This window comes from Sulfuricurvum sp., assembly GCF_028712165.1.
Classification (GTDB): domain Bacteria; phylum Campylobacterota; class Campylobacteria; order Campylobacterales; family Sulfurimonadaceae; genus Sulfuricurvum.
Map to the genome: position 1 here is coordinate 1 of NZ_JAQTQR010000032.1, position 23,525 is coordinate 23,525.

The following is a 23,525-nucleotide window of genomic DNA, read 5'->3' on the forward strand; positions in this document are numbered from 1 at the left end:
GTTTCAAACCAGAAACAAATGGGGTGGGTGATGGGGATCGAACCCACGACCCTCAGAACCACAACCTGATGCTCTAACCGACTGAGCTACACCCACCATCTGTAATAAAGAATCTGTTTGAAATGATACAAAAAAGAAAAAAAAACATGGTCGGGGCGAGAGGACTCGAACCTCCGGCCCCTTGGTCCCAAACCAAGTACTCTAACCAGACTGAGCTACGCCCCGACCTTCATCTAACTTTAACTCGAGTGAGCTGAATTAGTGAGGCGAAATTATAATTTAAAATTGCTCAGATGTCAATAGCTTTTATGATTTTGCTATAATCTTTTAGTTCTTTGTATAAAAGGAACCGATTTTGCTAACAGCTAAGTAGAAAACAGTTGAAGGAAGAGAATGAAAATAGCACATTTTAGCCGATGGGGATTTTTAATGGCGGCGGCAGGTTCAGCTGTAGGGCTAGGGAATATTTGGAAATTTCCTTATATTACCGGCGTGTACGGCGGGGGGGCATTTGTTCTTGTATACCTTCTTACGGTGGTGTTTGTCGGGTTTTCGGTCATGATCGCTGAGATGATGATTGGATATTTAGGACGGCGTGATGGCGTAGGTGCATTTGAAGAGTTGGCACCGCGACACAAAGAAAAATGGAAATATGCTGGTTTTATGGGGCTCTCCGGAACATTGGTAATGTTTTATTACTCGGTTGTCATCGGATGGATTTTTCATTATATTATTTTGAGCTTTGGAGCTTTGCCGGCTACTGTATCTGATGCAGAAAGCCTTTACAATCAGTTTTTAAAACAGGATATAATCGGACAGCTTTTATTTCACACGATCGCATTTTTGATTACAACATCTGTTTTGATTCGTGGGATTAAAGGGGGGATTGAAAAATTCAACCTGATCTTAATGCCGGCATTGATGCTTATTATTGCAGGAATGCTTATTTATGCGATGAATATGGACAGCTTTAGCAAAGCAGTTACTTATATGTTCGTTCCGGATTGGAGCAAACTTACTTCGGAAGCGTTTGCGGTTGCGGTAGGGCATGCGTTTTTCACCCTTTCTCTCGGGATGGGAGCTATTATGATTTATTCGGCGTCACTTCCAAAAGATAGCAATTTGGTCCGAGCTTCTATTTTTGTCATTATTACGGATACGCTCATTGCCCTTGCCGCAGGGTTATTTCTTTTTACCTTTTTATTCCAATACGGAGCTGAACCGGCAAAAGGCCCCGGACTCGTCTTTATTTCACTTCCTACCGTTTTTCATGCGATGGGCGGAGTAGGAAATATACTTTCGATTTTATTCTTTTTAGCGCTTGCTTTTGCCGGATTAACCTCGGCGGTTTCGCTTGTCGAGCCTATGGTTCAGTATCTCATTGATCGTTGGGATATGAGCCGATTTAAAGCGGCAGTATCGATGGGACTTTTCTTTTATGTTTTTGGGATCGTTGCTATTTTGTCCGAAATCGATGCGACTTCGGCATTTTTGACATGGGGCGGAAAAAATTTCTTTGACTGGGCAGATTACATTACATCAGCGGTATTGCTACCGTTTGCGGGATTGATTATGGCAATTTTCGTAGGACATGTGATGGAAAAAGAGCGTGTTGCATCCGTTCTCAAAACACATATGGGGTGGTTCTATCCGGTTTGGAGATTTAATATCCGTTACATTGCACCTGTTGCACTGATTTTTGTTATGCTCAATTTATTGGGCATTATTACGATATAAAGGGATTTAATGGTTGATTCTCGACTCTCAATTGTACGGCAAGTTTTAATTCTTCCCGTCATCGTTATCGCGATGGGGTATTTCGTCGATATTTATGATCTTATTTTATTTGGGGTTGTACGTGTTGCAAGCCTTCAGGAACTTGGTCTCAGTGGTGATGCAGTCACCTCATGGGGATCGATTATTCTCAATATGCAGATGGGAGGAATGCTCATCGGAGGTATTTTGTGGGGAATTTTAGGAGATAAAAGGGGGCGGCTGTCGGTACTGTTTGCCTCAATCATTCTCTATTCTTTGGCTAATTTGCTCAATGCATTTGTTACCAACGTCGAACAATATGCGCTACTCCGTTTTATCGCCGGTATCGGCTTGGCAGGAGAGTTGGGTGCAGGAGTTACTCTGGTAGCCGAGATCCTGCCAAAAAATCTCCGAGGGTATGGAATCATGACGATTGCGAGTTTCGGAGTTTTGGGTGTGGTCGCGGCGGATTTGGTTGCGGAACATTTTGCATGGCGCAATGCCTATATCTTTGGTGCGGTTTTAGGTTTTTTACTCCTCGTACTGCGCTTTAGAGTTTCCGAATCGGGGATGTTTAAGCATCATGTCAGTGATGATGTCAAGCGGGGTGATTTCTTTGCCCTCTTTACTCACAAAAGACTGTTTATCAAATACATCAAGGCCATTGCTATCGGGGTGCCTCTGTGGTACGTTGTCGGTGTTTTGGTGATGTTTTCACCGGAGTTTGCCAAAGCGTTGGCGATTACCGGTGAGGTCACGGCGGGAAAAGCATTAATGTACTGTTATATCGGTTTGGCATTCGGTGATTTGGGGAGCGGTTATCTCTCTCAAATCATGAAAAGCCGTAAAAAAGCATTTTCTCTTTTCATGGCTTTTTCTCTTGCGAGTGTACTCTATTACTATACGCTTCAGGGTGCAAGCGCTGAACAGTTTTACATTGTGGTTTTTGCCTTGGGTGTTTTCTGCGGTTACTGGGCTCTCTTCATCACGATGGCCGCAGAGCAGTTCGGAACCAATATTCGAGCTACCGTGGCAACGACCGTCCCTAATTTTGTTCGCGGCGCGGTAGTCCCGATTACTTCTTCATTTATAATATTAAAAGGGAGTGTCGGGGTGTTATATGCGGGGGCGATTGTCGGAGCAGTTTCGTTTACTCTGGCGATTATTGCACTGGTTTTAACGCATGATACGTTTCATAAAGATTTGGATTATATAGAAGTGTAAAGTACTTTTCTGGTTAGTCAGAAAAGTACCAAAAGATCATACTGTGATCCAAGAACGCTCGTTCCTCTCGGCACTACTGCCTTCGGAACGGCTCTAGGAAATGGATCACAGAAATTTTATAAAATAATTTTGCCCTCACACCACACCAAGAGCAAGGTCGCGGGCCGAAGGGCAAAAGCGTACGGCCAGCGTTCTGGTGTGAGGGCGATTTTCTTTTGATACTTTTCTTATGAAAAAGAAAAGTATAGAGAACTATTAAAACTGGATCATTCCATCAACTGGCGATGATGCAGTAGCGTATGGACGTTTCGGTATGCGTCCAGCCAAATAACTCAATCGTCCTGCGATTACCGCATTTTTCATCGCTTCCGCCATCATCATCGGATTTTGTGCCTGAGCAATTGCTGTGTTTGTTAAAACACCGTCTGCTCCGAGTTCCATCGCAACCGCCGCATCACTGGCACATCCGATTCCCGCATCGACGATAATAGGTACTTTGACCGCTTCGCGTACAAACACGATGTTATAACGGTTCTGGACACCGAGACCTGAACCGATCGGTGCGGCAAGAGGCATGATCGCATGGGCACCGGCATCTTCGAGACGGCGAGCCATGATCGGATCATCTGAAGTGTAGGCCATGATCGTAAAACCGTCTTTTGCAAGTACTTCACACGCTTTGATCGTTTCGAGTACATCGGGGTAGAGCGTTTTTTGGGTATCGCCGATTACTTCGAGTTTGATGAGATCGATTCCAGTCGCTTCGCGGGTAAGGCGGAAAAGGGTAATCGCCTCTTCGGCTGTGGTACAACCGGCAGAGTTGGGTAGAAACTTCACGTTGGTTCCGGCAAATGTATCACGAAGATTCGGTTCGTTCGGATTGGTGATATTGAGACGGCGTACCGCAACGGTAATCAGCTCCGAGCCCGAAGCCAAGGTTGCCGCTTTGGTCGTTTCAAACGAGTCGTATTTACCACTTCCTACGATAAGACGGCTTCCGAGAGTATATTTTCCGATTTGTAAAGTGTGCATAAAATTGGCTCCTTTGGAGATTAATGTGGGGTTTATAACATAAGGATTCTGTTAGGAATCTTTGAGAAGACTCATAATACCCAGAGGTAAAATTTCGTGTTCTATGGAACGAATTTTTGCTGTGAAACTCTCCAATGTCTCATCTTTGCTTTTAGTAAAAGAGCGCTGAACAATGATTTCTCCGCCATCGAGTTCATCGGTGACCCAGTGGACACTCACTCCGCATACTTTTTCATCGCTTTCAAAACTCCGCTCGATCGCACGTGCTCCTTTGAAGGCAGGCAGAAGAGAGGGATGAAGATTGATAGAGCGAATTTGTGAGGTAAATACGGGAGTTAGGATTCGCATAAATCCACACAGTACGACAAGATCCGGATCACATTCACGGATCATTTCAACGAGAGCCGCATCATATGCTTCGCGACTTTCATATTCCGTATGATCGCATATTTCGACCGGAATTCCGGCTGCTCTGGCTTTGGCAATTCCGGCGGCATTAGGGTTATTGGTGATCGCACACGTTATGAGTGCATGTTTGTGATGGATCTTTTTGATAAGATTGGCGAGGTTGGTTCCCTCGCCGCTAAAGAGGGCAACGATTCTTTTCATAAAGTACAAATTCTTTCTATTAAATCAAATGGGGTGAGGGCATAATTGTTTTTTTCAAAATGCTTTGCCGCAATCGTGTGTGCCAGCGAAGCCTGGAGTGCGGCATCGATCGGTGAGTAGCCTTGGGCTAATAATGCGCCTACCAGACCGCTGAGGACATCGCCGCTTCCCCCCTTGGCTAATGTGACCGTACCGTGAGGATTGATATAGAATTCTTTTCCTGTGCCGATAATGACGTTAGAGCCTTTCAGGACTAACACGGTGTTAGGATAAGCAGCACAAAATTGCTCGACAAAGCCAAAACGGTTGTTTTGAAGAGTGCTCACATCGATATCTGCGATTCCGGTCAGACGTAAAATTTGGGTGAACTCTTTTGGGTGCGGGGTGAGGACGATATTCGGGCGTTTTAAAAGGTCCGGAAATATCGGATGATAAAAAATATCGGCATCCAAAATCATCGGAAGGGTATTGTCCAAGAGTTGAGATAACTCATCGTCGCAAAATTCTTCTCCCAGCCCCATCCCCAAAGCGATAGCGCTCGTCCCGATGGGGAGCGAATGGCTTTGCATCAATTCATGCGGAATAGTGACGTTTTCATTGCTTATGACGCTGACGAGTCCTGTGCCAAAACGGAGCGCTGCCGAAGCGGCAATCACTGAAGCACCGATTTTTTCTCCGCAGACAACACTTAAATGACCATAACTCCCTTTGTGGGTTGAGGTATGGGTTCGAAGAGGCAGTTTTAAATCTGAGGTTTCGAGCAATTTCCATGCGGATTCAGTCTGATAAGAGCGGCGGGAAATTCCCAAATCGGCAACGATTATTTCGCCTGCGATCTCTTTGGCGGCATCGCTAAATAGTGAACGTTTTAGTCCTCCCATTGTGACGGTGATGTCGGCGTCAAAAACAATACTGCCGAATGTACCGTCACTGTAGAGTCCGCTGGGGATATCGCAGGCAATTTTTGTTCCGCTCAAGGCATTCATCTGTTCAATCACCTCTACGGCACTTGGCCCGAGCGGGCGGTTGAGCCCACTCCCGAAAAGTGCATCGACGATAATGTCATAATCCCCTTCTATGGGAGAATGTTTCATCCCCAATGATTCGGCGCGGTCACGCTGGAGATGTGCGAGAGGTGAACTTGCACCGAGGGGAAGATGTACTGTGGTACAGTATTCACCTCCAAGCAGACGTGCCAAAACCAATCCGTCCGCACCGTTATTACCGCTGCCACAGACGATCAGAAGAGAGGAATGGGGATTAAAGCGTGAACGGATCAATTGAGCGATGCCATTCGCGGCATGTTCCATCATTACCTCTTCGCTAAGGGCAAATGTTTCTACGCAGCGTTTGTCTAGCGAGGTTACTTCGACAAAAATATTTTGCATTCTAAAAGTACCTTTTTGGATAGTTATTCCCATAAAAACGGGAAAATAAAGCCTATTTCGGCTATAATTAACTTTATGAACAATGATTATATCGCAATAGCCAAAAACACACTTGAAATTGAAGCACAAGCTCTCCGTGAAGGGTCTGAAAAGCTCGGAGCCGAGATAGAGCGTGCCGTCAAAATTATCTTGGAGTGTAAGGGCAAACTTGTCATTACCGGTGTCGGAAAATCAGGACTGATCGGAGCTAAAATTGCTGCAACGTTTGCCTCTACCGGGACACCGAGCTTTTTTCTCCATCCTACTGAAGCATTGCACGGCGATCTCGGAATGATCGGCAAAGAGGATGCGGTTCTGGCGATCAGCTACAGCGGTGAAAGCCCTGAGCTCAGTTCTATACTTCCGCACATCAAGCGTTTTGATATTCCCTTGATCGGGATGACCCGAAACGCGGCATCGACACTTGGTCGCTACAGTGATGAAGTGATCAATATCAATGTTGAGCATGAAGCGTGTCCTCTGGATATCGCTCCTACGAGTTCAACAACACTTACTCTGGCTATGGGCGATGCGTTGGCAGTTTGTTTGATGAAAGCCCGAAATTTTCAAAAAGAAGATTTTGCATCCTTTCATCCCGGCGGTGCACTAGGGAAACGATTATTTGTCAAAGTGTCCGATTTGATGCGGAAGTCGGATCTTCCGATTGTAGATGAAAACACCCCGCTTAAAGAGGCAATTTTAAAGCTTAGCGAAGGGCGTTTGGGGACGGTTATGCTCACTAACGGCGAAGGGAAACTTTCCGGGCTCCTCAGCGACGGCGACATCCGCCGTGCTCTTTTAAACGAGACTTTTTCTCTAGATGCCAGTGCAAAAGAGTATGCGACGAAAAATCCTCTCGTCATCGACGATTCGACAATGCTTGCCAGCGATGCATTGGTATTGATCGAAAACAAAAAAATCCAGTTGCTGGTAGTGACCGACACTAATGGCGTAATACAAGGTGCATTGCATCTTCATACACTCGTGGAAGCAGGTATCTCATGATGCGACTTAACAAATTTATCGCCCACTATTCGACCTATTCACGCCGCGAAGCCGATCAGGCTATTTTAGACGGATACGTACGAATCGACGGTGAAATCGAAACCAATCCGGCCATTCAGGTTGATGAGCGTAATGCGAATGTCATGATCAGCGGAAATAAGATCGTTCCGAACGATCAGTTTACGGTTATCGTTTATAACAAACCGCGCGGTGAGTTGGTGACAAAAAAAGATCCGCAAGGACGTAAAACAATTTACGATTCACTTGCGAAACAATACCGCCATTACATTCCTGTCGGGCGGCTCGACTTTGCGTCTGAAGGATTACTCCTTCTCACCGACGCATCTCGGGTAGCAACAGCTCTGATGACCTCTAAAATGGAACGGGTCTATAAGATCAAGATCAAAGGTCCTGTCACCGAGGGGATGAAAATCGCCATGGGTGAAGGACTGGAACTCGAAGATGCAAGTGCCGGAGCGCACGAGCATGCAGATGCGGGGCCTATGAGTTTCGCCCCGTTTTATGCCTATCAGGTGCAAAAAGACCAAGGCGATTACTCGATTCTCAAAGTAGCCATCGGAGAGGGACAAAACCGTGAACTCCGCCGTTTTTTCGCCCATTTCGGTGCGGAAATCGTGGACTTGAAACGGCTTAGTTTCGGAGGAATTGAACTCAATAATCTCCCGACCGGAAAAGTGCGCTTTTTAGAGAGAAGTGAATACACCTCTTTGCGTGAATTTCTAGATGCTGTTGAAAAAGCAGAAAAACAGAAGCAAAAGAATGAAAAAAAAGCTCCGAAAGTGTTTGAAAAATCAGACGCTAAACCGGCAAAAAAGACGTTTGTAAAAGACAAAGCAAAGGTCAAAGCGAAACCCTCTAATGAACCTTTCAGTACGAATAAATATAAACCTGATTCTAAATTTGCAAAAGGTGGTAAAAAATGAAAACACTTAAATTTCCGACCAGTCATAAAACCCAGCTCATGGATATCAGTGCCGAGGTGAAAGAAGCTGTAATCAAATCAGGTATCAAAGAAGGAATCTGCATTGTATTTACCCCTCATACGACCGGAAGCGTTTTCTTATTTGAAAATGCCGATCAAAACCTTCGCCGAGATTTGTTAGCGGCACTCTCTACGGTTATCCCAAGTGATGCAAAATATTCTCATGTCGGGGACAATGCTGCGGCACATCTCAAATCTTCCCGTATGGGTGCATCGGTCAGTATCCCGGTATTTGAGGGTCGTCCGATGTTTGGAAAATGGCAAGGGGTCTTCTTCGGAGAATTTGACGGTCCTCGTCAATCACGCGAAGTTATTATCAAAGTAATTGCAGGCTAAAAGTGGCGGACTTTACCTATCTGCTTCGTCCTAAAAAATTTGACGATGTGGTAGGTCAACCTCACCTGTGCTCTCCGGATGCCCCTTTGCGTTCATTATGCGAGGGGGGAAATCTCACCCACTCATTTTTTTACGGCCCTCCCGGCTGCGGCAAAACGACATTGGCACGGATTATTGCTGATGTGATGGATTTCCCCTTTTATGAGTTCAATGCCACTTCTCTCAAAATCGAACAGCTCCGCAAGATTTTCGACCAATACGAAAACTCACTGACAAAGCCTCTGATATTTATCGATGAGGTTCACCGTCTTGCAAAAAATCAGCAAGAGGTACTGCTTCCGGTTATGGAAAAAAACAGCGTGTTAGTGATCGGAGCATCGACGGAAAACCCATACTTCTCCCTTACAGCCGCGATGCGCTCACGCTCGTTGTTGTTTGAGCTCCACTCTATAGGGCATGAAGCGTTAGCCGATTTGTTAGTGCGAACCAAAGTAGAGATGGACGATGATGCTCGCGAATATCTTATCGCCGGTTCAGGGGGTGATGCACGTGCGATGCTCAAACTTCTCGAAGTATCAACCGCGTTGAACAAACCGATTACATTGTCTCTGCTCAAATCACTCCGTCCTGCTGCCCAGAGTTTAGGGAGTTCGGAGGCGGGTGTTCATTATGATCTTGCTTCTGCCCTTATTAAAAGTATCCGAGGATCTGATCCCGATGCGGCGATCTATTATCTCGCACGACTGATCGAGGGGGGCGAACCGCCGGAATTTATCGCGCGTCGTCTCGTCATATTAGCGAGTGAAGATGTCGGCAATGCGAATCCGCAAGCGCTTACTCTTTGTACCTCGGCGATGACCAGCGTGAAAATGATCGGTTATCCGGAATCTCGGATTATCCTTGCACAAGCGGTTATCTTTCTGTGTGCGTCTCCTAAATCCAATACGGCGTATAATGCGATCAATGCGGCACAGAGCGCTGTGAAAAACGGAGTAATTCTCGATATTCCTGAACATTTGCGCCAACAGCATAAAGGATATCTCTATCCACATGACTTCGGCGGATGGGTGGATCAAAAGTATCTCTCAAAACCGCTCAAATTTGTCGAGTTTAAAAACAGTGGTTATGAAGCAAAGATGGGTGAATGGATAGATAAGGTGTGGAAGAAATAATTCCCATCTTTGCGTGGGCACTCTGCCGAAGAGAACTCAGCGTTAGCGTAGTGAATCGGGACTTTGTTCCGATCGCGTATAATCGATAATAGCAAAGATGGGTGAATGGATAGATAAGGTGTGGAAACACTAGGATAAAAGCGGAAGGGTAATAGTAAAGAGAGCTCCATTCTCAACGTTAACAACCTTGATTTCCCCCCCCATTTTTGTCCGAATTATTGCATTGGATATATACAAGCCGATACCGCTTCCGCCACTTTCTTGTTTGGTCGTAAAATACGGCTCAAAAATATGTTTGATTGCTATTGGCGAAACTCCTCCTCCGTTATCCATGATAGTCACCATTGCATTCTCTCCCTTTGCCGATACATTGATGTGAATCTGAGCATTCATTCGGTTGTTTTCCATAAGGGCATCTCGCGCATTTTGCAAGAGATTAATGATTACTTGTTTGAATTCGCTTGGTGAACCCAATACCATCAATTCTGTATCAGAATATTCGATATAGATCGTGATGCCATTGGATTGCAGCATCCCTTTCAAAAGTCGAAGGGCCTCTTGGATAGGAAGATTGAGATCAAAAGGGATACTTTTGCGATCCGGTTTAACAAAATTGCGAAAATCTTCTATGGTTTGCGACATGAAGAGGATTTGCTCCATGGATTCCGTACTCAGTTTATGAATATAGGCTTCATCCACTTTTCCTTTTGCAAAAGCAAACTCTGCATGCTGGACAATAGTACCGAGCAAATTAAGCGGTTGGCGCCATTGATGGGCGATATTGTCGATCATTTCCCCCATCGCTGCCAGTTTGGATTGCTGTAGCACCATCGCTTTTTGGTATTCGATTTCCAACTCACTTTGATTTAGGGCACTTTCCAATTGTTTCTTTTGACGCTCTGCACGCTGTATGTCTGCGATGAATATCTTTTTATCGCGATAATCGATGAAAAACATTAATAAGGCTAAGATAAACAAGTATGCGCTCAAGGGGACGATAAAGTAGCCGATGGACGGATACAGATGATAATGCCATGAGAATGCGGTAAAGGCTGAAGCAATCGTCAAAGCGGCAAAAAATATCCATATAACGCTCATGTAGCGTTTTCGGATCATTTGTATCAGTAATACAAGTGCGATACAAAAGGAGACGGAGATATTCAGCACTCGGAAGAGGGAGGGCTGAACGGCTAAATCACTGTTTAGGATGTTTTCGATGGTGGTTGCATGGATAAACACTCCTGAACGGATTGATCCGTCACTCATCGTATAGGTACTGTCCAGTCCGTTGGCGGTAGAGCCGATCAAGATATACTTTCCTTTGAGACGATCCGGTTTTACTGCAGCACTGAGGATATCATAGGCGGATATCTTTTCATAGTGATCAACCGGATAAAAAGAGAGGAGCGCTTCGGCATGGTGATCGACCAAAAAGTTTTGATTATTGATGTTCAGTTGCATAGTACCAAAGTACGATGAAGTAGGACGGACGTGAATTCCCGGTTTAACAGATGCGACTGCGGCCATCCCCAATGTTGGAATCCACAGATCCTGATGGCGCATGACAAGGGATAACCGTCTTAGGATTCCGTCTTTATCGGCCGCCGCATGGATATGACCGATACCTTGGGCGCGCTGCTGAAAATAGGGTAAATTACAGACTAAGGAGTCCAAACTATACAGATCAATGTTTCGAAGAGTAGGAGTAGAGGTAATACTCTTAGGCAAAATACAGACACTGCTTTGGATATCGCTATTTGAAAATACCGGTAAAATTATCGGCGAACGGCCGATCACATCGGATAAAACAGCATCATTGTCTTGCAACGATTCGGGAAGCCCGTTAATCGACATATTAAAATCTAAAACCGTTTTGTAAAAGGATTGCAGTGTTGAGGGAGAGGCCCGATCCGGTTCTGAAAAAACCATATCCAGTACGATAGAGGAGGGGTTGGCATCGGCTATGTTCTCAATGAGTTTGGCCATAATGATCCGAGGCCACGGCCATTGCCCTAATGCTTTTAAGCTTTTATCGTCGATCTCGACAACTACGGTATGATCGGGAGAGTGTGAAGAGGGGAATGCATGGCTTATGCGGTCGTAAAATTTGTAATCCATATAGGTGAGCAGCGGAGAAAACCACCACAAAAGATAAAAAACAGCTGTAAGAATCAGGGAGCCGGATATGAAAAGTCGGCGTCTCATTTATTAGCGTACGATGACTTCGACACGGCGATTTTGAGGTTCCGCAACACCGTCTTCTGTTGGGATGATCGGATCACTCTCTCCGTAAGAGGTAACTGAGCTTCGTGTCAAAGAAACATTATGTTCTTGCAGATAGCTCTCTACCATTTTAGCCCGTTCTAATGCCAATTGATAGTTTTGATCCGCATCGCCTGCTCGATCGGAATGGCCGATAATATCTACCGCAGCAGGCTCGCGGGATGCGATGAGATCGATGAGGTCTTTGATCTGATTTTTTGAGGATTCGGTGAGTTCAGAGGTTCCGGATTCGAAATAAAACAGCAATGAAGCCGGTTTACTCGGAAGGAAACTCAGTTGTGCAGCATATTTTTTACGTATCGCATCGGGATCACCTTTTATGAGGGAAGAGGGCTGTTTATCCGAAGCGGTCAATATCGTATAAAAATAGGGTTGATCCACGATCACATTTCCTGCATCGGTTGAGACAGAAACCGCATTGTGAGCTGATTCATTATCCAGTAAAATCACCGTTGTTTTTGGGGCAGAAGTGATAAAGGGGAGTGATAATAGAATGGCACTCCATATCAATAACGGTTCCATGATTATTCGGCATCCACAACAAATTTTGTTCCGCGAATACCAATGATTCCCTGCGGAACTTTGATATTTACTTTTTCAGGTGCCAATTTTCCGATTTTCCCTGATTCAAATACCATTGTCCCTTTCGGAAGAGCTACATTGAATTTAAAATCTTTTTTGGTGGGATGAAAGAGATAATCATTAATGACAAATTCACTCTCTGGACCTATGGCGATTCGTGTTCCGTCATTAAATGAGAGACCTGTATTAGTGTTTTTTCCGGTCTGAATCGTATCACCGGTAAAAAGATATTCTCCGATTTTTGCAGGGTGGGAAGCACCGTCTCTTTTCACGAGTACATTATTCTGTACACTTTTAATAAAAGCTACAGATTCTGAGCTCCATGCACACAGTACAAATGCCAGAATGATAATGAGTGATTTCACACTTGTCCCTTATCGATAAATAATAAACAGATTTTATCGAGTCTTTGCTAGCACTATCCTTTAGGCGCAAGAGAGACGATATCCTAATCCATAGATACTGGAGAGCGTATTGTCGGGGAGTTTTTTTCGAAGACGCATCATCATACCGCGGAGATTCTCTGCACTTACATCGATATTATTGAGATAGAAGTGGTGGAGGATATCATCGCTGCTGCACACCTGCTCAAATTTTGAAGTCAATAATGTCATTAAATGAATTTCATATTTTGTTAGAGAAATATCGTTTCCGTCCCGAGTTAACTTTTTTTTCTCATTGTCCCAGCGGGTATCTTCATTTAAAGTGATGATGTGTGTATTTTCCGGGATGACGGTAGTGGCAGTGGTATTGATTTTACTGCATACTTTATGGAGGGTGTTGAGCATCTCTTGGTATTGAATCGGTTTGGTGATAAATTGGGCAACGCCAAAGTTTAGAAGGGTGATGAGGTATTCGGCTTCTGTATGCGCCGAGAGGATGATAATCGGTTGCTCAGGGCGAATGGAGTAGAGTTCAGCTGTTAGCTCAACCCCGTTCATTCTTGGCATTTGAATATCTGAAATGACTAAATCGTAGTATTTCTGTTTTGAAACATGATAATGGTTGAATTTTTCGAGGGCATCGATTCCATCAATTCCCGTATCGACACGGTAAAAATAGTCTTCTAAAATCTCAACTGTTCGTTGCCGAATGGCTTCTTCGTCTTCAACAAATAAGACGGAAAGCCGTTTGGTTTCTTCGTAAATGGTTTGTGTCTGTAACATCCGTTTATTTTTAATCCCACTGATAATGAATTGCGGTTAATACGATATGGTACAGCACTTAGAATAAAATACCACAATTATATATTGTAGTATGTTGCCTCTTTGTGATGAACAACGAGCGCCGTGGTACTTTGCTCCGGATGAATCTGGTATGTTTCGGAGAGGGTAATACCGAATTCTTCAGGGCGTAATAGATCGAAGATAATACGGCTCGGTTCAAGATCCGGGCATGCCGGATAGCCAAAACTGTATCGTGCTCCCGCGTAGCGGTTGAGACGGACATCACGCAGGCTGAACCCTTCATCATCGCTTGCAATATTCAAATCCAGACGGATTTGCTTGTGCGCCACTTCGGCTAATGCTTCGGCAAGTTCTACCCCAAATCCATGGACCATGTTATATTCCAAATACTCGTTATTGGCATAGAGCTCTTTTTCATACTCGCTGAATTTATCCCCGACACTGACGCAGCTTATCGGCAGGACATCATCCCGTGTATGGGCGAAAAAATCGCTCAGAGCACGATGGGGTGCTTTGCGCTGGCGCGGAAATTCAAAGACGTATTTAGCGTTTCCTATCACTTCATCGAGCGGCTGACGATTGGCATTCTGATCGGTGTTCCACCCGTAGCTCTCATCAAAAATCAATAATTCGCCATCACTGCTTCGGACAGGATAGTATCCGTAAATCACGGTAGGATCAAACAACCCGCGTTTTACGATCTCGTTTTTGATCCGTTCATATGCGGGATAGACTTTGGTCTCAAGAAGTTTTTTGTACTCATCTACCGGCATTCCTGCACGTTTATATCCCCAGTGCATTTTGAAAAGGCTTCGTTTATTGACCCATTCGCACACCATATCAAAATCGAGCTGCTCTTTGCGTAAAACGCGACGTCCCCAAAACGGAGGGGTCGGAATTCTGACCTCGCTCGGCATTTTTAGCTCATGAAACGGCGGGATAATAACGTCGATAACTTCTTTGATGGCACGTTCAACCATATCTCCGCCGAGTCGTGTATCGAGACCAATGCTCGGATCGGCATTGTACTTTTCGATTCGGCTCATCGCGATTACCCCGTCAAACGCGTCACGGCAGTAGAAGATCGCCCCTTTGTAGATCGGCCGGCAAAAATCGTCTACGAAGCTGCGGGTGAGTGCCGCCCCACCTAGCAGTACCGGCGTTGTGATTCCCATACTCGCCATTGTTTCCAGATTGTCCTTCATCACTTGGGTCGATTTTACGAGCAAACCGGACATTCCGATTGCATGAATCTCTTTGGATTTCATAACATCGAGATATTTTTCGAGTTCTGTTTTAATCCCGATATTGATTACTTTGAAACCGTTATTGGAGAGGATGATGTCGACGAGGTTTTTTCCTACGTCGTGTACGTCTCCTTTAACCGTTCCGATAACGAGGGTTGTGTCGGTATCTTTTTCTTGTTTAGAGAGGTAAGGGTTAAGATAATCGACGGTCGTTTTCATCGTCTCGGCACTTTGGAGTACAAACGGCAGCTGCATTTTCCCAGACCCGAAAAGTTCCCCGACGATTTTCATCGCATCGATCAGGATTTCATTGACGATTCTGTCAGGATTGATCGCTTGACGCGCTTGTTCTACCAAAGGAATCATCCGCTCTTTATCGCCATCGATGAGGAGCTTGGCAATTTTTTCTTCATCGCTCATTGCCTCGTACTCTTCATCGTTTTTAGAGTTGTCGATGGTTTTATCACTGAAATGTTCGATAAATTTAAAAAGCGACTGATCATCCGGTGTAAAGAGGAGTTCTTCACAGATAGCGCGATCTTCTTCGGACATTTTAGAGAGCGGTACGATGTGTTTGACATTGATGATAACGCTGGTCATTCCCGCTTCGATACAGTGGTGCAGAAAGACACTGTTAAGATAGACGCGGGCATTGATACTCAAACCAAATGAGATATTTGAGAGTCCAAGTGTTGAGCCGACGTTAGGATACTTCGTATGCAACTGCCGGATCGCCTCGAGCGTTTGGATCGCGGCATCACGATATTCCACATCCCCGCTTCCCACCGTAAAGGTGAGCATATCGAACATCAGATTTCGCGGATCGATACCGTGGCGGTTGACACACAGATCGTAGATGCGATCGGCGATACGCATTTTATCTTCGGTGGTTTTTGCCATCCCTTTTTCATCGATGACGAGACAGACCAAGGCGGTTCCGAATTTTTTGGCGAGAGAACAGATAGCATCGAGACGCTCTTCGCCGTCTTCGAGGTTGACGGAGTTGATGATCGGTTTACCGCCGATGCATTTGAGTGCCTCTTCCATCGTGTTGACCCGTGTTGCATCGGGCATAAGAGGGATAGGAATTTTTTGGTTGTAGAGTCTCATGACATGAGACATATCCACCGCACCGTCACGTCCCGCAAACTCGACGTTGACATCGAGACAATGGGCGCCGTCACGCACTTGTGCCTGTCCGACACTGAGTGTCCCCTCGTAATCGCTGGCGATAATCAGTTCCCGAAATGCTTTGGAACCTGTCGAGTTGGAACGCTCTCCGATGAGTAGCGGTGCAGGAGTTTGGATCAGCTCGACCGTATTGAAAAGCGATGCGATAGAAGGGGGTGTTGCTCCGCTTGGTTTTTTTGGAGCGATAGTCGAAACCCTGTTGACCAGAGCACGGATATGCTGAGGAGTCGTACCGCAGCATCCGCCGAGAAAACTTACTCCGTCGTAGTTTAAAAAATCGCATTGCAGCTGAGCAAATTCATCGGGCCCCATCGGATAGTATGAGAAGCCGCCGCGGTTTTGAGGGAGTCCCGCGTTAGCGTGTACCGAGATCGGTTTTCCCCACACTTCAGAGAGGGTACGAACGTGTTTGCCGTATTGCTCCGGTCCTGTTCCGCAGTTGAATCCGAGACTGAGAATATCGAACGGCTCCAAAATGGTGGCAATCGTTGCCGCATCCGTTCCGATGAGCATGCTTCCTGCGAGTTCGATCGTAACGGAGACCATGATAGGCAGAGCTGTAGAGCGTTCTTTATTGGCCGCTTCACAGGCATGGAGCGCCGCTTTGATTTGAAGAGGATCTTGGCAGGTCTCTAAGAGAAAAATATCACATCCTCCATCGATCAGACCGAGACAACACTCCAGATACCCTTCAAACATTTCATCATAATGGATATGTCCGAGAGAGGGGAGTTTCGTTCCCGGACCGATAGAACCTAAAACAAATCGTGGGTGATCCGGAGTGGAAAATTTATCACATTCGGCTTTACAGACGGCAGCTCCCGCGCGGGAGAGTTCATAAGCGCGATGACCGATTCCGTATTCATCGAGCACCCAACTAAAGGCACCGAACGTATTGGTCGTAATCAGGTCGGCTCCGGCGGTGAGATACGCGTGAAAAATATCGCTCATAACTTCGGGGCAGGTGACGTTGAGAAGTTCGTTACACCCGTCCAGCCCTTCCCAAGCACTTTCGGGTATTTTGTCGGTACGTTCTTGAAGCTGGGTTCCCATGGCACCGTCGATGATAAGCGGACGGCGGGTAAGTGTTTCAAGAAGAGTGTTTTTAACCGACATTGTTGAAGCCTTATGGATATAAAAATGAATGCGATTTTAGCGAAAAGGAGCATAAGCCGTTCTAAGTATGAAAATATAATTCTTTGGATACACTCTTAGGCATGAAAAAGCTGTTCCTTTTATCACTCTTTTTTATTTCTATGGCGTGGTCGAGAGAATCCGTGACGCTTCAACTGTCTTGGCTGAACCAGTTTCAGTTTGCAGGATATTATGTGGCAAAGGAAAAAGGATATTACGCCGACTCCGGGCTGGATGTCACTATTTTGGATGCACAAAATCGTCAAGATCCTTTTGATGCCGTGATGAAAGGGAAAGCGCAATACGGGGTAGGGCGTTCATCCTTGATTGTGGATTACATCAATGGTGCCCCGCTGGTATTGATGGCTGCAATATTCCAATCCTCTCCCATGATGTTACTCACCCGTCAAGATTCCAATATAAGCAAAGCCCAAGATCTGAAAAATAAGCGTGTTATGCTGACGGGTGACACAGTCGAGGGTGCGGAGATGCAGGCAATGCTCCGTAGCGTAGGCTTGCGCACGTCAGATCTATTTGTGCAGAAACATTCGTATGATCCCATGTCATTGGCACGTCATGAAACCGATGCTATGGTCGCATACCTCTCAAATGAGCCTTATATCCTCCAAAAAGCCGGGATAGAGACCCATGCGATTCACCCTAAAGATTACGGATTTGATTTTTACAGCGATATATTATTTACCACTCAAAAGGAAACCCTTGAACACCCGCAAAGAGCTGAAGCCTTTTATGATGCTTCTATACGAGGGTGGCTCTGGGCATTTGACCATATCGAAGAGACTGCAGAGCTGATTTATCATAACTATAATCCGCAGCACAAATCACTCGATGCTTTGATTTATGAAGGGCGAGTTCTTAAAGAACTCGCTTTCCGTTCTAACACCGCATTCGGCTCGATCGAACCGATACGTCTGGAGATGATTGCACAGGGGTATCGACTTATGGGCGTAGTTCAGTCCATCCCCTCTTTTGATCCGCTAATCTACAAGCACAGTACTTTGAATTTAACGGAAAAAGAAAAAGCGTGGCTAAAAGGACATCCTGTAGTTCGCGTCGGGATAGATCAAAATTGGCCTCCGATAGAATCGGTCGATGAAAAAGGGAGGCATACGGGAATCAGTGCATCGTATCTGAATCTTCTCGAAAAGCGTTTGGGTATTCATTTTGAGGTCGACTACAGCCGTAGGGTTTGGAGTGATTCATTACATGCTGTTCAAAATAAAGAGCTTGATATGCTTTCTTGCGCGGCCATTACCGACAAACGGCAGGAAAATCTTGTATTCAGCCGTTCCTATTTAAAACAGTCGATAGTTATCGTAGCAGATTCGGGTGTTGGATACGTGAATGATTTGAGTGATTTAAACGGGAAGAAAGTGGCGGTAGTACGATCGTATGAGACCGAAGAAATTTTACGGGAACACTATCCCAAAATTATTCCTGTTATGGCAGATACAGCATTGGAAGCACTCCAGAGCGTTGCTTCCGGTGAAGCTTATGCATGTGTTGAAGGGCTGGGAACTGTCAGTTATTTGATTGAACATTACAACCTGAAGCGTCTAAAGGTAGTTGGAGAAACGCCGTATCGATATGAGCTTGCTTTTGCCTTTCGTAATGATTGGGGAATGTTGGCTACTATCTCAGATAAGGTGTTAGCCTCTATTAGCCATTCTGAATACCAAGAAATTCACGGCAGTTGGCTTGTGATGGACAAAAATGAACCGATTAATTACAGCCTTGTTTGGGGTATTGTCGGATTTGTGGCAGTCTTGTTTATCCTGATTGCTTATAAGAACCGGCGTCTTGACGTGCTGGTACGCCAACGGACTGATGAACTCGAAACATTTAATCAGCGGCTTCAAGAAGAGATTGAAAAGGCGGTTGAAAAAAATCGAAAGCAAGAAAAATTGCTGATGCAGCAAGCCAAAATGGCTGAAATCGGATCGATGCTTGAATCTATTGCTCACCAATGGCGTCAGCCTCTCAATATTTTAGGTCTTTCAATGACAAGGCTGAACCTGAGTTGCGCGATTAGCGGTGGCGGAGAGGCCTCTAAAGTAATCGAGATCGCTGAAGCCCAAATTGAATATATGTCTCAGACTATCGATGATTTCCGTAATTTTTTCAAACATGACAGGGATCAAATATCGGTCAATATTAACACATTAATTAATGATGTTGAAGCACTGCTTGGACCATTGTTGATTCGTAAAAAAATTACCATCGAGAGAGATATTGACCCGGATACAGAAGTTTTAGTCTATCCGAATGAGTTAAAACAAGTCCTCATCAATCTCATCAATAATGCCCGTGAAGCGATAGAACAGCATCGGGGAGATAAAAGGGTCATTTATATTGGCTGCCAAAATGATGAGAAATATTGCACGATTAGCGTAGAAGATACAGGCGGAGGAATACCGAGTAAGATTATTGATAAAATTTTTGATCCCTATTTTACAACTAAATTTGAGTCACAAGGGACGGGAATCGGACTTTATATGGCCAAAACGATCATCGAAAAACACTTTTTAGGAAAACTCAGCGTTTATAATACAAGTCGCGGAGCGTGTTTTGAAATACGACTCAATCGTTCATTAAAAGAGGGTTCCAGCACTCTATAATAAAGCAGTGATATCCCGATTCATATCGGTAGTCAAGTGTAAAATTATGAGCATCAAGAATGGATTTAACAATGTAGAGTCCGAGCCCGAAACTGTTTGGATTTTCATTGTGATGAAAGAAAGGTTCGCTGATCGATTTTAATGTACATTCTGAAGGCCAAGGGTTGCCTTTGTTGTAGAAGCGGATTTGAGTTTTATTTTGGACAATTCGGACTTTCCCTTCATCACTGTATTTAACCGCATTGTCGATCAAATTTTTAAATACGGTTACAAAAACATCGCAATCGGCATAAATAGATTCTCCGTTATAGATGGCTTCTATTGTTTCATCGTTTAGGAACAAGAGCTCTTTAGCTTTATGGACCAATTCTTTCGGATCACACTCTTTCAAATTAGGGGAAAGGGCTCCTGAAGTAATTTGCTCAACCCTCACTAACTCCGCAATCAGGTGCTCCATCCGAAAAAATGCCCGTTCTAAAATTGATTTTTCTTCCCCTTTTTTGAGAAAAGGGAGTGATAATTTCCCGACGGTAATCGGCGTTTTGAGTTCATGCATGATATTGCGCAAAAAGAGTCTGCGTGCTTCAAGCAGTACATGATTTTTATGCATTGCCCCATCCAGAGCATTGGCTACAAGAGAAATTTCATCTTTATTGGTACTTTTGATCGGCGTATAGATCCCTTCTTTCCCGTAAGTAGTAATGGAATGAATAAGCTTTTTAAGGGGAAACAGGGTTCTGATAATGAGCCAATACAATAACAACAGGGCAATGATGAGAGAAATAAACAGTGCCTCAGGCCAAAGGGGTTGTTTGGCCGCATCGGTTTTAATGATCAGCAACGGAGGTGTTGCTTTTGTGAGATAGATATAGAGATTATTTGTATCTTTTAAGATTTGTATCCGACCCTCTTTGAGGGAGTCTTTGATAGGTTCCGGGAAATCATCAGGAATCGTCGTAAGGGCATTTTGAAGTGTTTTTGTAAGGTCAGGGTGTGGCTCTGCGACACGGTATCCTTGCGCTTCTAAAAAATCTTTTCGCAATGAAGGTTCCAGGATAATGCTTTTTCGTAAAACCAGTAAGAGATTTCCTGCTTCCAGCTCTATATTGTGATTATACTCTTGGGCAAGTCGTTGGTGGATGGAGTAAAATCCTATCCCCATTGCGATAAAAGTGACAAGAAAAAAAAGGGTAATTCGAAGAAAAATACTGTGTACCATGATTATCCTGAAAACCGATACCCGCTGCCTCGTATGGAGTGGATAAAACGAGGGTTTTTGGGGTCTTTTTCTATTTTTTGACGTAGACGACTGATAATCACATCAATAGTACGAACGGAACTTTCCCATGAAATCGCTTCGGAATTGTTTGAGAGGAAATCACGGCTAAGTGTTTGATTGGGATGGAGTATAAAGAGGGATAACAGCTCATATTCAGCACGTGTCAGAGAAAGAGGAAGCCCGTCATAGATAATTGTTTGCTCATTTTCATTCAAAATAAAAAGCTTATTTTTTTTCTCAAGAGTCGGTCTGTAACGGCGTAAGACACTTTTGATCCGTGCGATAAGCTCACGAGGTTCATAGGGTTTTGGGAGGTAATCGTCTGCACCGTATTCGAGTCCGATAATTTTATCGTTGATATCACTTCGAGCACTTGAAATAAGGATAGGAATGTCAGTTTTAAGACGGATCGCTTTGCACAATTCCAATCCATCCATTTGCGGCAGAGTTAAATCCAAAATAATAAGATCGAAATGATCCGTATTTAAAAGATTAAGTCCTGCCGAGGGTGTGGAAACAGCATTTACGGCGATACCGTAGTTTTTTAAATAGTTCACGAGCAGTGTCGTAATATCAGGGTCGTCTTCGACCATCAATGCTTGGAGCATTATTCACCTTTTTTAGTCATTGGTACAGATTGTTTTGTATCGTGCAAAGAAAAGTTTGCGTTGTTCAGGATTGAGAACTTCAATCTTTCTTGCATACGAATGACGCTTAACCTGCTCGACAGTCGTATCGATTTGCTGCAGTTGTTTGATCTGATTGGCGGTCAGGTTCAAATCAGATGCCATATCAATAGGTGTCGGTGTTGATGCCGCTAGATAGGCACAACTTAATATCGGGAGGATGACGAATCGAATCATAGGATACTCCTTGGTTACAGATACTGCCTCATCATGAGGGGCACGTTCAACAGTATGACGCAGCGATGTTAACGAAGGGCAAAAGAACTATAAACGAATGTAAAGCAAATTATAACGTTAAAAAGAGTTAATAAGAAGGATAAATGAGGGTGAAGAAGGATTGCCTGAAGCGGCAAAATATGATTTAGTCTACCATCCAACTGGCGCGTTTGGATTGACGAAGTTTTTTGACGATCATTTTTTCCAACGGTGTCATTTTTTCCATTTGGGTCTCCTTTGTGTAAGATATGCTAGAATCGTACCGTTCTAAAGTTACTCAACGGTAACGCAAAAATTAAGAGTAAAAGAGCAAAAGCGGGTAATTCAAGCTTTTTATGAGATAGAAAGGATTAAGAGTCATAATTCGATAATAATTATTAATTTTAAAAAGGATAATAGAGTGGAAGCATTAGCATCGTCATTTTGGAATTTGAGTGCATCGATGGGGATCTTTATTGTTGTCGGTGTACTGATTGCCGGGATATTGCACGAGCTGGTTCCAGAGGATTTGATAACTAAACAGCTGGGAACGCGAGGGTGGAAATCCGTGTTTAAAGGGACACTCTTTGGAATACCCCTTCCATTGTGTTCTTGCAGCGTTATTCCCTTTGCCGCCGAGCTAAAGCGAAAAGGTGCATCTGAGGGTGCGGTATTGTCCTTTTTGATTTCAACGCCGATTACCGGTGTTGATTCGATTCTTGCAACCTATGGAATGTTTGGATGGGCATTTACGTTCTATCGGGTTATTACTTCCAGTATTATTGCCATAATTGCAGGTAGTTTGGCTAATGTTATGATTAAACCGCATGTACCTACCGTTGCAAAATTTTCTCTCAATCCTCAATCTTCTCAACCTTTATTTGTGAACAAACCTGTAAATGAAACTGCTCGTGTACACTCATTTTCGATTAGACGTGCCTTGCATTACGGATTTGTCTCTTTATTGGGGGGGATCGCATCTCCTTTATTATGGGGATTGGTGATCGGCGCCTTTATTTCGATGATGATCCCGGGAAATTTGAGTCATTATTTTACGGATAGCCGATGGATGGGGTATCTTATAGCTGTTGCGATCGCAGCTCCGATGTATGTGTGCGCAACCGCTTCGTTGCCGATCGCTGCATCGTTGATTTTGGCAGGGGTTTCGCCTGGAGCTGCATTTGTATTTTTGAGTGCGGGGCCGGCAACCAATACGGTGACTATGGGGGTCGTTAAATCGATGCTTGGTACTAAAGCGTTAATCATATATTTGGGCAGCATTATCATCGGGAGTGTCGGGTTCGGGATAGTGTTCGACCTCTTTTTTGATGCTACAGCGATAGGTGGGATGCTTTCACACCAAGAAGCTCACGGATGGGTAGAAAACTTTGGAGCCGGAGCCTTACTTATCCTGATAGCCTACAATTTGATTCAAGCGCGTTTGAACAAAAAAAATAAGAGTTGCAGCGGTGGCTCTTGCTGTTCTTAAATTTTACAAGTGTTTTTGGTATCTGAGTCGTTTTGCAGTTGAAAAAGTGG

General features: G+C 44.5%; 19 protein-coding genes and 2 tRNA genes. 8 read left to right on the plus strand and 13 right to left on the minus strand.

The window, feature by feature from the left end:
- Positions 1-19 precede the first annotated feature (19 nt).
- Together PHP90_RS07125 and PHP90_RS07130 are read right to left on the minus strand one after the other, a co-directional pair.
- A tRNA-His gene (locus PHP90_RS07125) sits at positions 20-96 on the minus strand.
- 51 nt (positions 97-147) lie between these two features.
- Positions 148-225: transfer RNA gene (locus PHP90_RS07130), tRNA-Pro, on the minus strand.
- 168 nt (positions 226-393) lie between these two features.
- Between PHP90_RS07130 and PHP90_RS07135 the strand changes: the two genes are divergently transcribed.
- Together PHP90_RS07135 and PHP90_RS07140 are read left to right on the plus strand one after the other, a co-directional pair.
- On the plus strand, positions 394-1,737 hold the full coding sequence (locus PHP90_RS07135) for a sodium-dependent transporter (protein ID WP_299927420.1): 1,344 nt from the start codon (positions 394-396) through the stop codon (positions 1,735-1,737).
- 9 nt (positions 1,738-1,746) lie between these two features.
- Positions 1,747-2,979, plus strand: a complete 1,233-nt coding sequence (locus PHP90_RS07140) for an MFS transporter (protein ID WP_299927424.1) — start codon at positions 1,747-1,749, stop codon at positions 2,977-2,979.
- Between the two features lie 255 nt (positions 2,980-3,234).
- On the opposite strand, the gene PHP90_RS07145 is transcribed toward PHP90_RS07140, so the two are convergent.
- From PHP90_RS07145 to PHP90_RS07155, 3 genes are read right to left on the minus strand one after another with little or no spacing between them, the layout of a single operon-like run.
- Positions 3,235-4,011, minus strand: a complete 777-nt coding sequence (locus PHP90_RS07145) for a thiazole synthase (RefSeq protein WP_299927427.1) — start codon at positions 4,009-4,011, stop codon at positions 3,235-3,237.
- Positions 4,012-4,062: 51 nt separating this feature from the next.
- Positions 4,063-4,620, minus strand: coding sequence for a phosphoribosylglycinamide formyltransferase (gene purN / locus PHP90_RS07150; RefSeq protein WP_299927430.1), 558 nt, complete (start codon positions 4,618-4,620; stop codon positions 4,063-4,065).
- Complete coding sequence (locus PHP90_RS07155; RefSeq protein WP_299927434.1) at positions 4,617-6,008, minus strand: NAD(P)H-hydrate dehydratase; 1,392 nt, start codon at positions 6,006-6,008, stop codon at positions 4,617-4,619. The genes purN and PHP90_RS07155 overlap by 4 nt, the downstream gene beginning before the upstream one ends.
- A 75-nt stretch (positions 6,009-6,083) precedes the next feature.
- On the opposite strand from PHP90_RS07155, the gene PHP90_RS07160 reads away from it, so the two are divergent.
- The 4 genes from PHP90_RS07160 to PHP90_RS07175 are packed head-to-tail and all read left to right on the plus strand — an operon-like array spanning position 6,084 to position 9,563.
- Positions 6,084-7,052, plus strand: coding sequence for a KpsF/GutQ family sugar-phosphate isomerase (locus PHP90_RS07160; RefSeq protein WP_299927437.1), 969 nt, complete (start codon positions 6,084-6,086; stop codon positions 7,050-7,052).
- Positions 7,049-7,996 carry a pseudouridine synthase gene (locus PHP90_RS07165; protein ID WP_299927440.1) on the plus strand — a complete coding sequence of 316 codons (948 nt, stop codon included), beginning with the start codon at positions 7,049-7,051 and terminating at the stop codon, positions 7,994-7,996. The genes PHP90_RS07160 and PHP90_RS07165 overlap by 4 nt, the downstream gene beginning before the upstream one ends.
- Complete coding sequence (locus PHP90_RS07170; protein ID WP_299927443.1) at positions 7,993-8,391, plus strand: secondary thiamine-phosphate synthase enzyme YjbQ; 399 nt, start codon at positions 7,993-7,995, stop codon at positions 8,389-8,391. Before PHP90_RS07165 ends, PHP90_RS07170 begins: the two co-directional genes overlap by 4 nt.
- Positions 8,392-8,393: 2 nt before the next feature.
- Complete coding sequence (locus tag PHP90_RS07175) at positions 8,394-9,563, plus strand: replication-associated recombination protein A (RefSeq protein WP_299927446.1); 1,170 nt, start codon at positions 8,394-8,396, stop codon at positions 9,561-9,563.
- A gap of 129 nt (positions 9,564-9,692) precedes the next feature.
- Here the strand turns inward: PHP90_RS07175 and PHP90_RS07180 are convergent, their stop codons facing one another.
- The 5 genes from PHP90_RS07180 to metH all read right to left on the minus strand — a co-directional run bounded on the left by PHP90_RS07180 (position 9,693) and on the right by metH (position 17,169).
- The gene (locus PHP90_RS07180; RefSeq protein WP_299927449.1) at positions 9,693-11,768 is read right to left on the minus strand and encodes a CHASE2 domain-containing protein; all 2,076 of its coding nucleotides are present in this window, start codon (positions 11,766-11,768) and stop codon (positions 9,693-9,695) included.
- Between the two features lie 3 nt (positions 11,769-11,771).
- A complete protein-coding gene (locus tag PHP90_RS07185; RefSeq protein ID WP_299927452.1) occupies positions 11,772-12,368 on the minus strand; it encodes an OmpA family protein in 597 nt (198 codons plus the stop codon).
- Positions 12,369-12,370: 2 nt separating this feature from the next.
- A complete protein-coding gene (locus PHP90_RS07190) occupies positions 12,371-12,793 on the minus strand; it encodes a FecR domain-containing protein (protein WP_299927455.1) in 423 nt (140 codons plus the stop codon).
- Between the two features lie 60 nt (positions 12,794-12,853).
- Positions 12,854-13,594, minus strand: a complete 741-nt coding sequence (locus PHP90_RS07195) for a response regulator transcription factor (RefSeq protein ID WP_299927458.1) — start codon at positions 13,592-13,594, stop codon at positions 12,854-12,856.
- Between the two features lie 77 nt (positions 13,595-13,671).
- Positions 13,672-17,169 carry a methionine synthase gene (gene metH, locus PHP90_RS07200; RefSeq protein ID WP_299927461.1) on the minus strand — a complete coding sequence of 1,166 codons (3,498 nt, stop codon included), beginning with the start codon at positions 17,167-17,169 and terminating at the stop codon, positions 13,672-13,674.
- A 101-nt stretch (positions 17,170-17,270) separates the two neighbouring features.
- On the opposite strand from metH, the gene PHP90_RS07205 reads away from it, so the two are divergent.
- Positions 17,271-19,826 carry an ABC transporter substrate-binding protein gene (locus tag PHP90_RS07205; protein WP_299927464.1) on the plus strand — a complete coding sequence of 852 codons (2,556 nt, stop codon included), beginning with the start codon at positions 17,271-17,273 and terminating at the stop codon, positions 19,824-19,826.
- Here the strand turns inward: PHP90_RS07205 and PHP90_RS07210 are convergent.
- From PHP90_RS07210 to PHP90_RS07220, 3 genes are read right to left on the minus strand one after another with little or no spacing between them, the layout of a single operon-like run.
- On the minus strand, positions 19,789-21,045 hold the full coding sequence (locus tag PHP90_RS07210; protein WP_299927467.1) for an ArsS family sensor histidine kinase: 1,257 nt from the start codon (positions 21,043-21,045) through the stop codon (positions 19,789-19,791). The two genes, PHP90_RS07205 and PHP90_RS07210, sit on opposite strands and share 38 nt — an antisense overlap.
- A 2-nt stretch (positions 21,046-21,047) precedes the next feature.
- Positions 21,048-21,713 carry a response regulator transcription factor gene (locus tag PHP90_RS07215; RefSeq protein WP_299927470.1) on the minus strand — a complete coding sequence of 222 codons (666 nt, stop codon included), beginning with the start codon at positions 21,711-21,713 and terminating at the stop codon, positions 21,048-21,050.
- A 12-nt stretch (positions 21,714-21,725) separates the two neighbouring features.
- Positions 21,726-21,968, minus strand: a complete 243-nt coding sequence (locus PHP90_RS07220; RefSeq protein WP_299927472.1) for a hypothetical protein — start codon at positions 21,966-21,968, stop codon at positions 21,726-21,728.
- Between the two features lie 439 nt (positions 21,969-22,407).
- On the opposite strand from PHP90_RS07220, the gene PHP90_RS07225 reads away from it, so the two are divergent.
- Positions 22,408-23,475, plus strand: coding sequence for an SO_0444 family Cu/Zn efflux transporter (locus PHP90_RS07225; protein ID WP_299927475.1), 1,068 nt, complete (start codon positions 22,408-22,410; stop codon positions 23,473-23,475).
- The last annotated feature ends 50 nt before the right edge of the window (positions 23,476-23,525 follow it).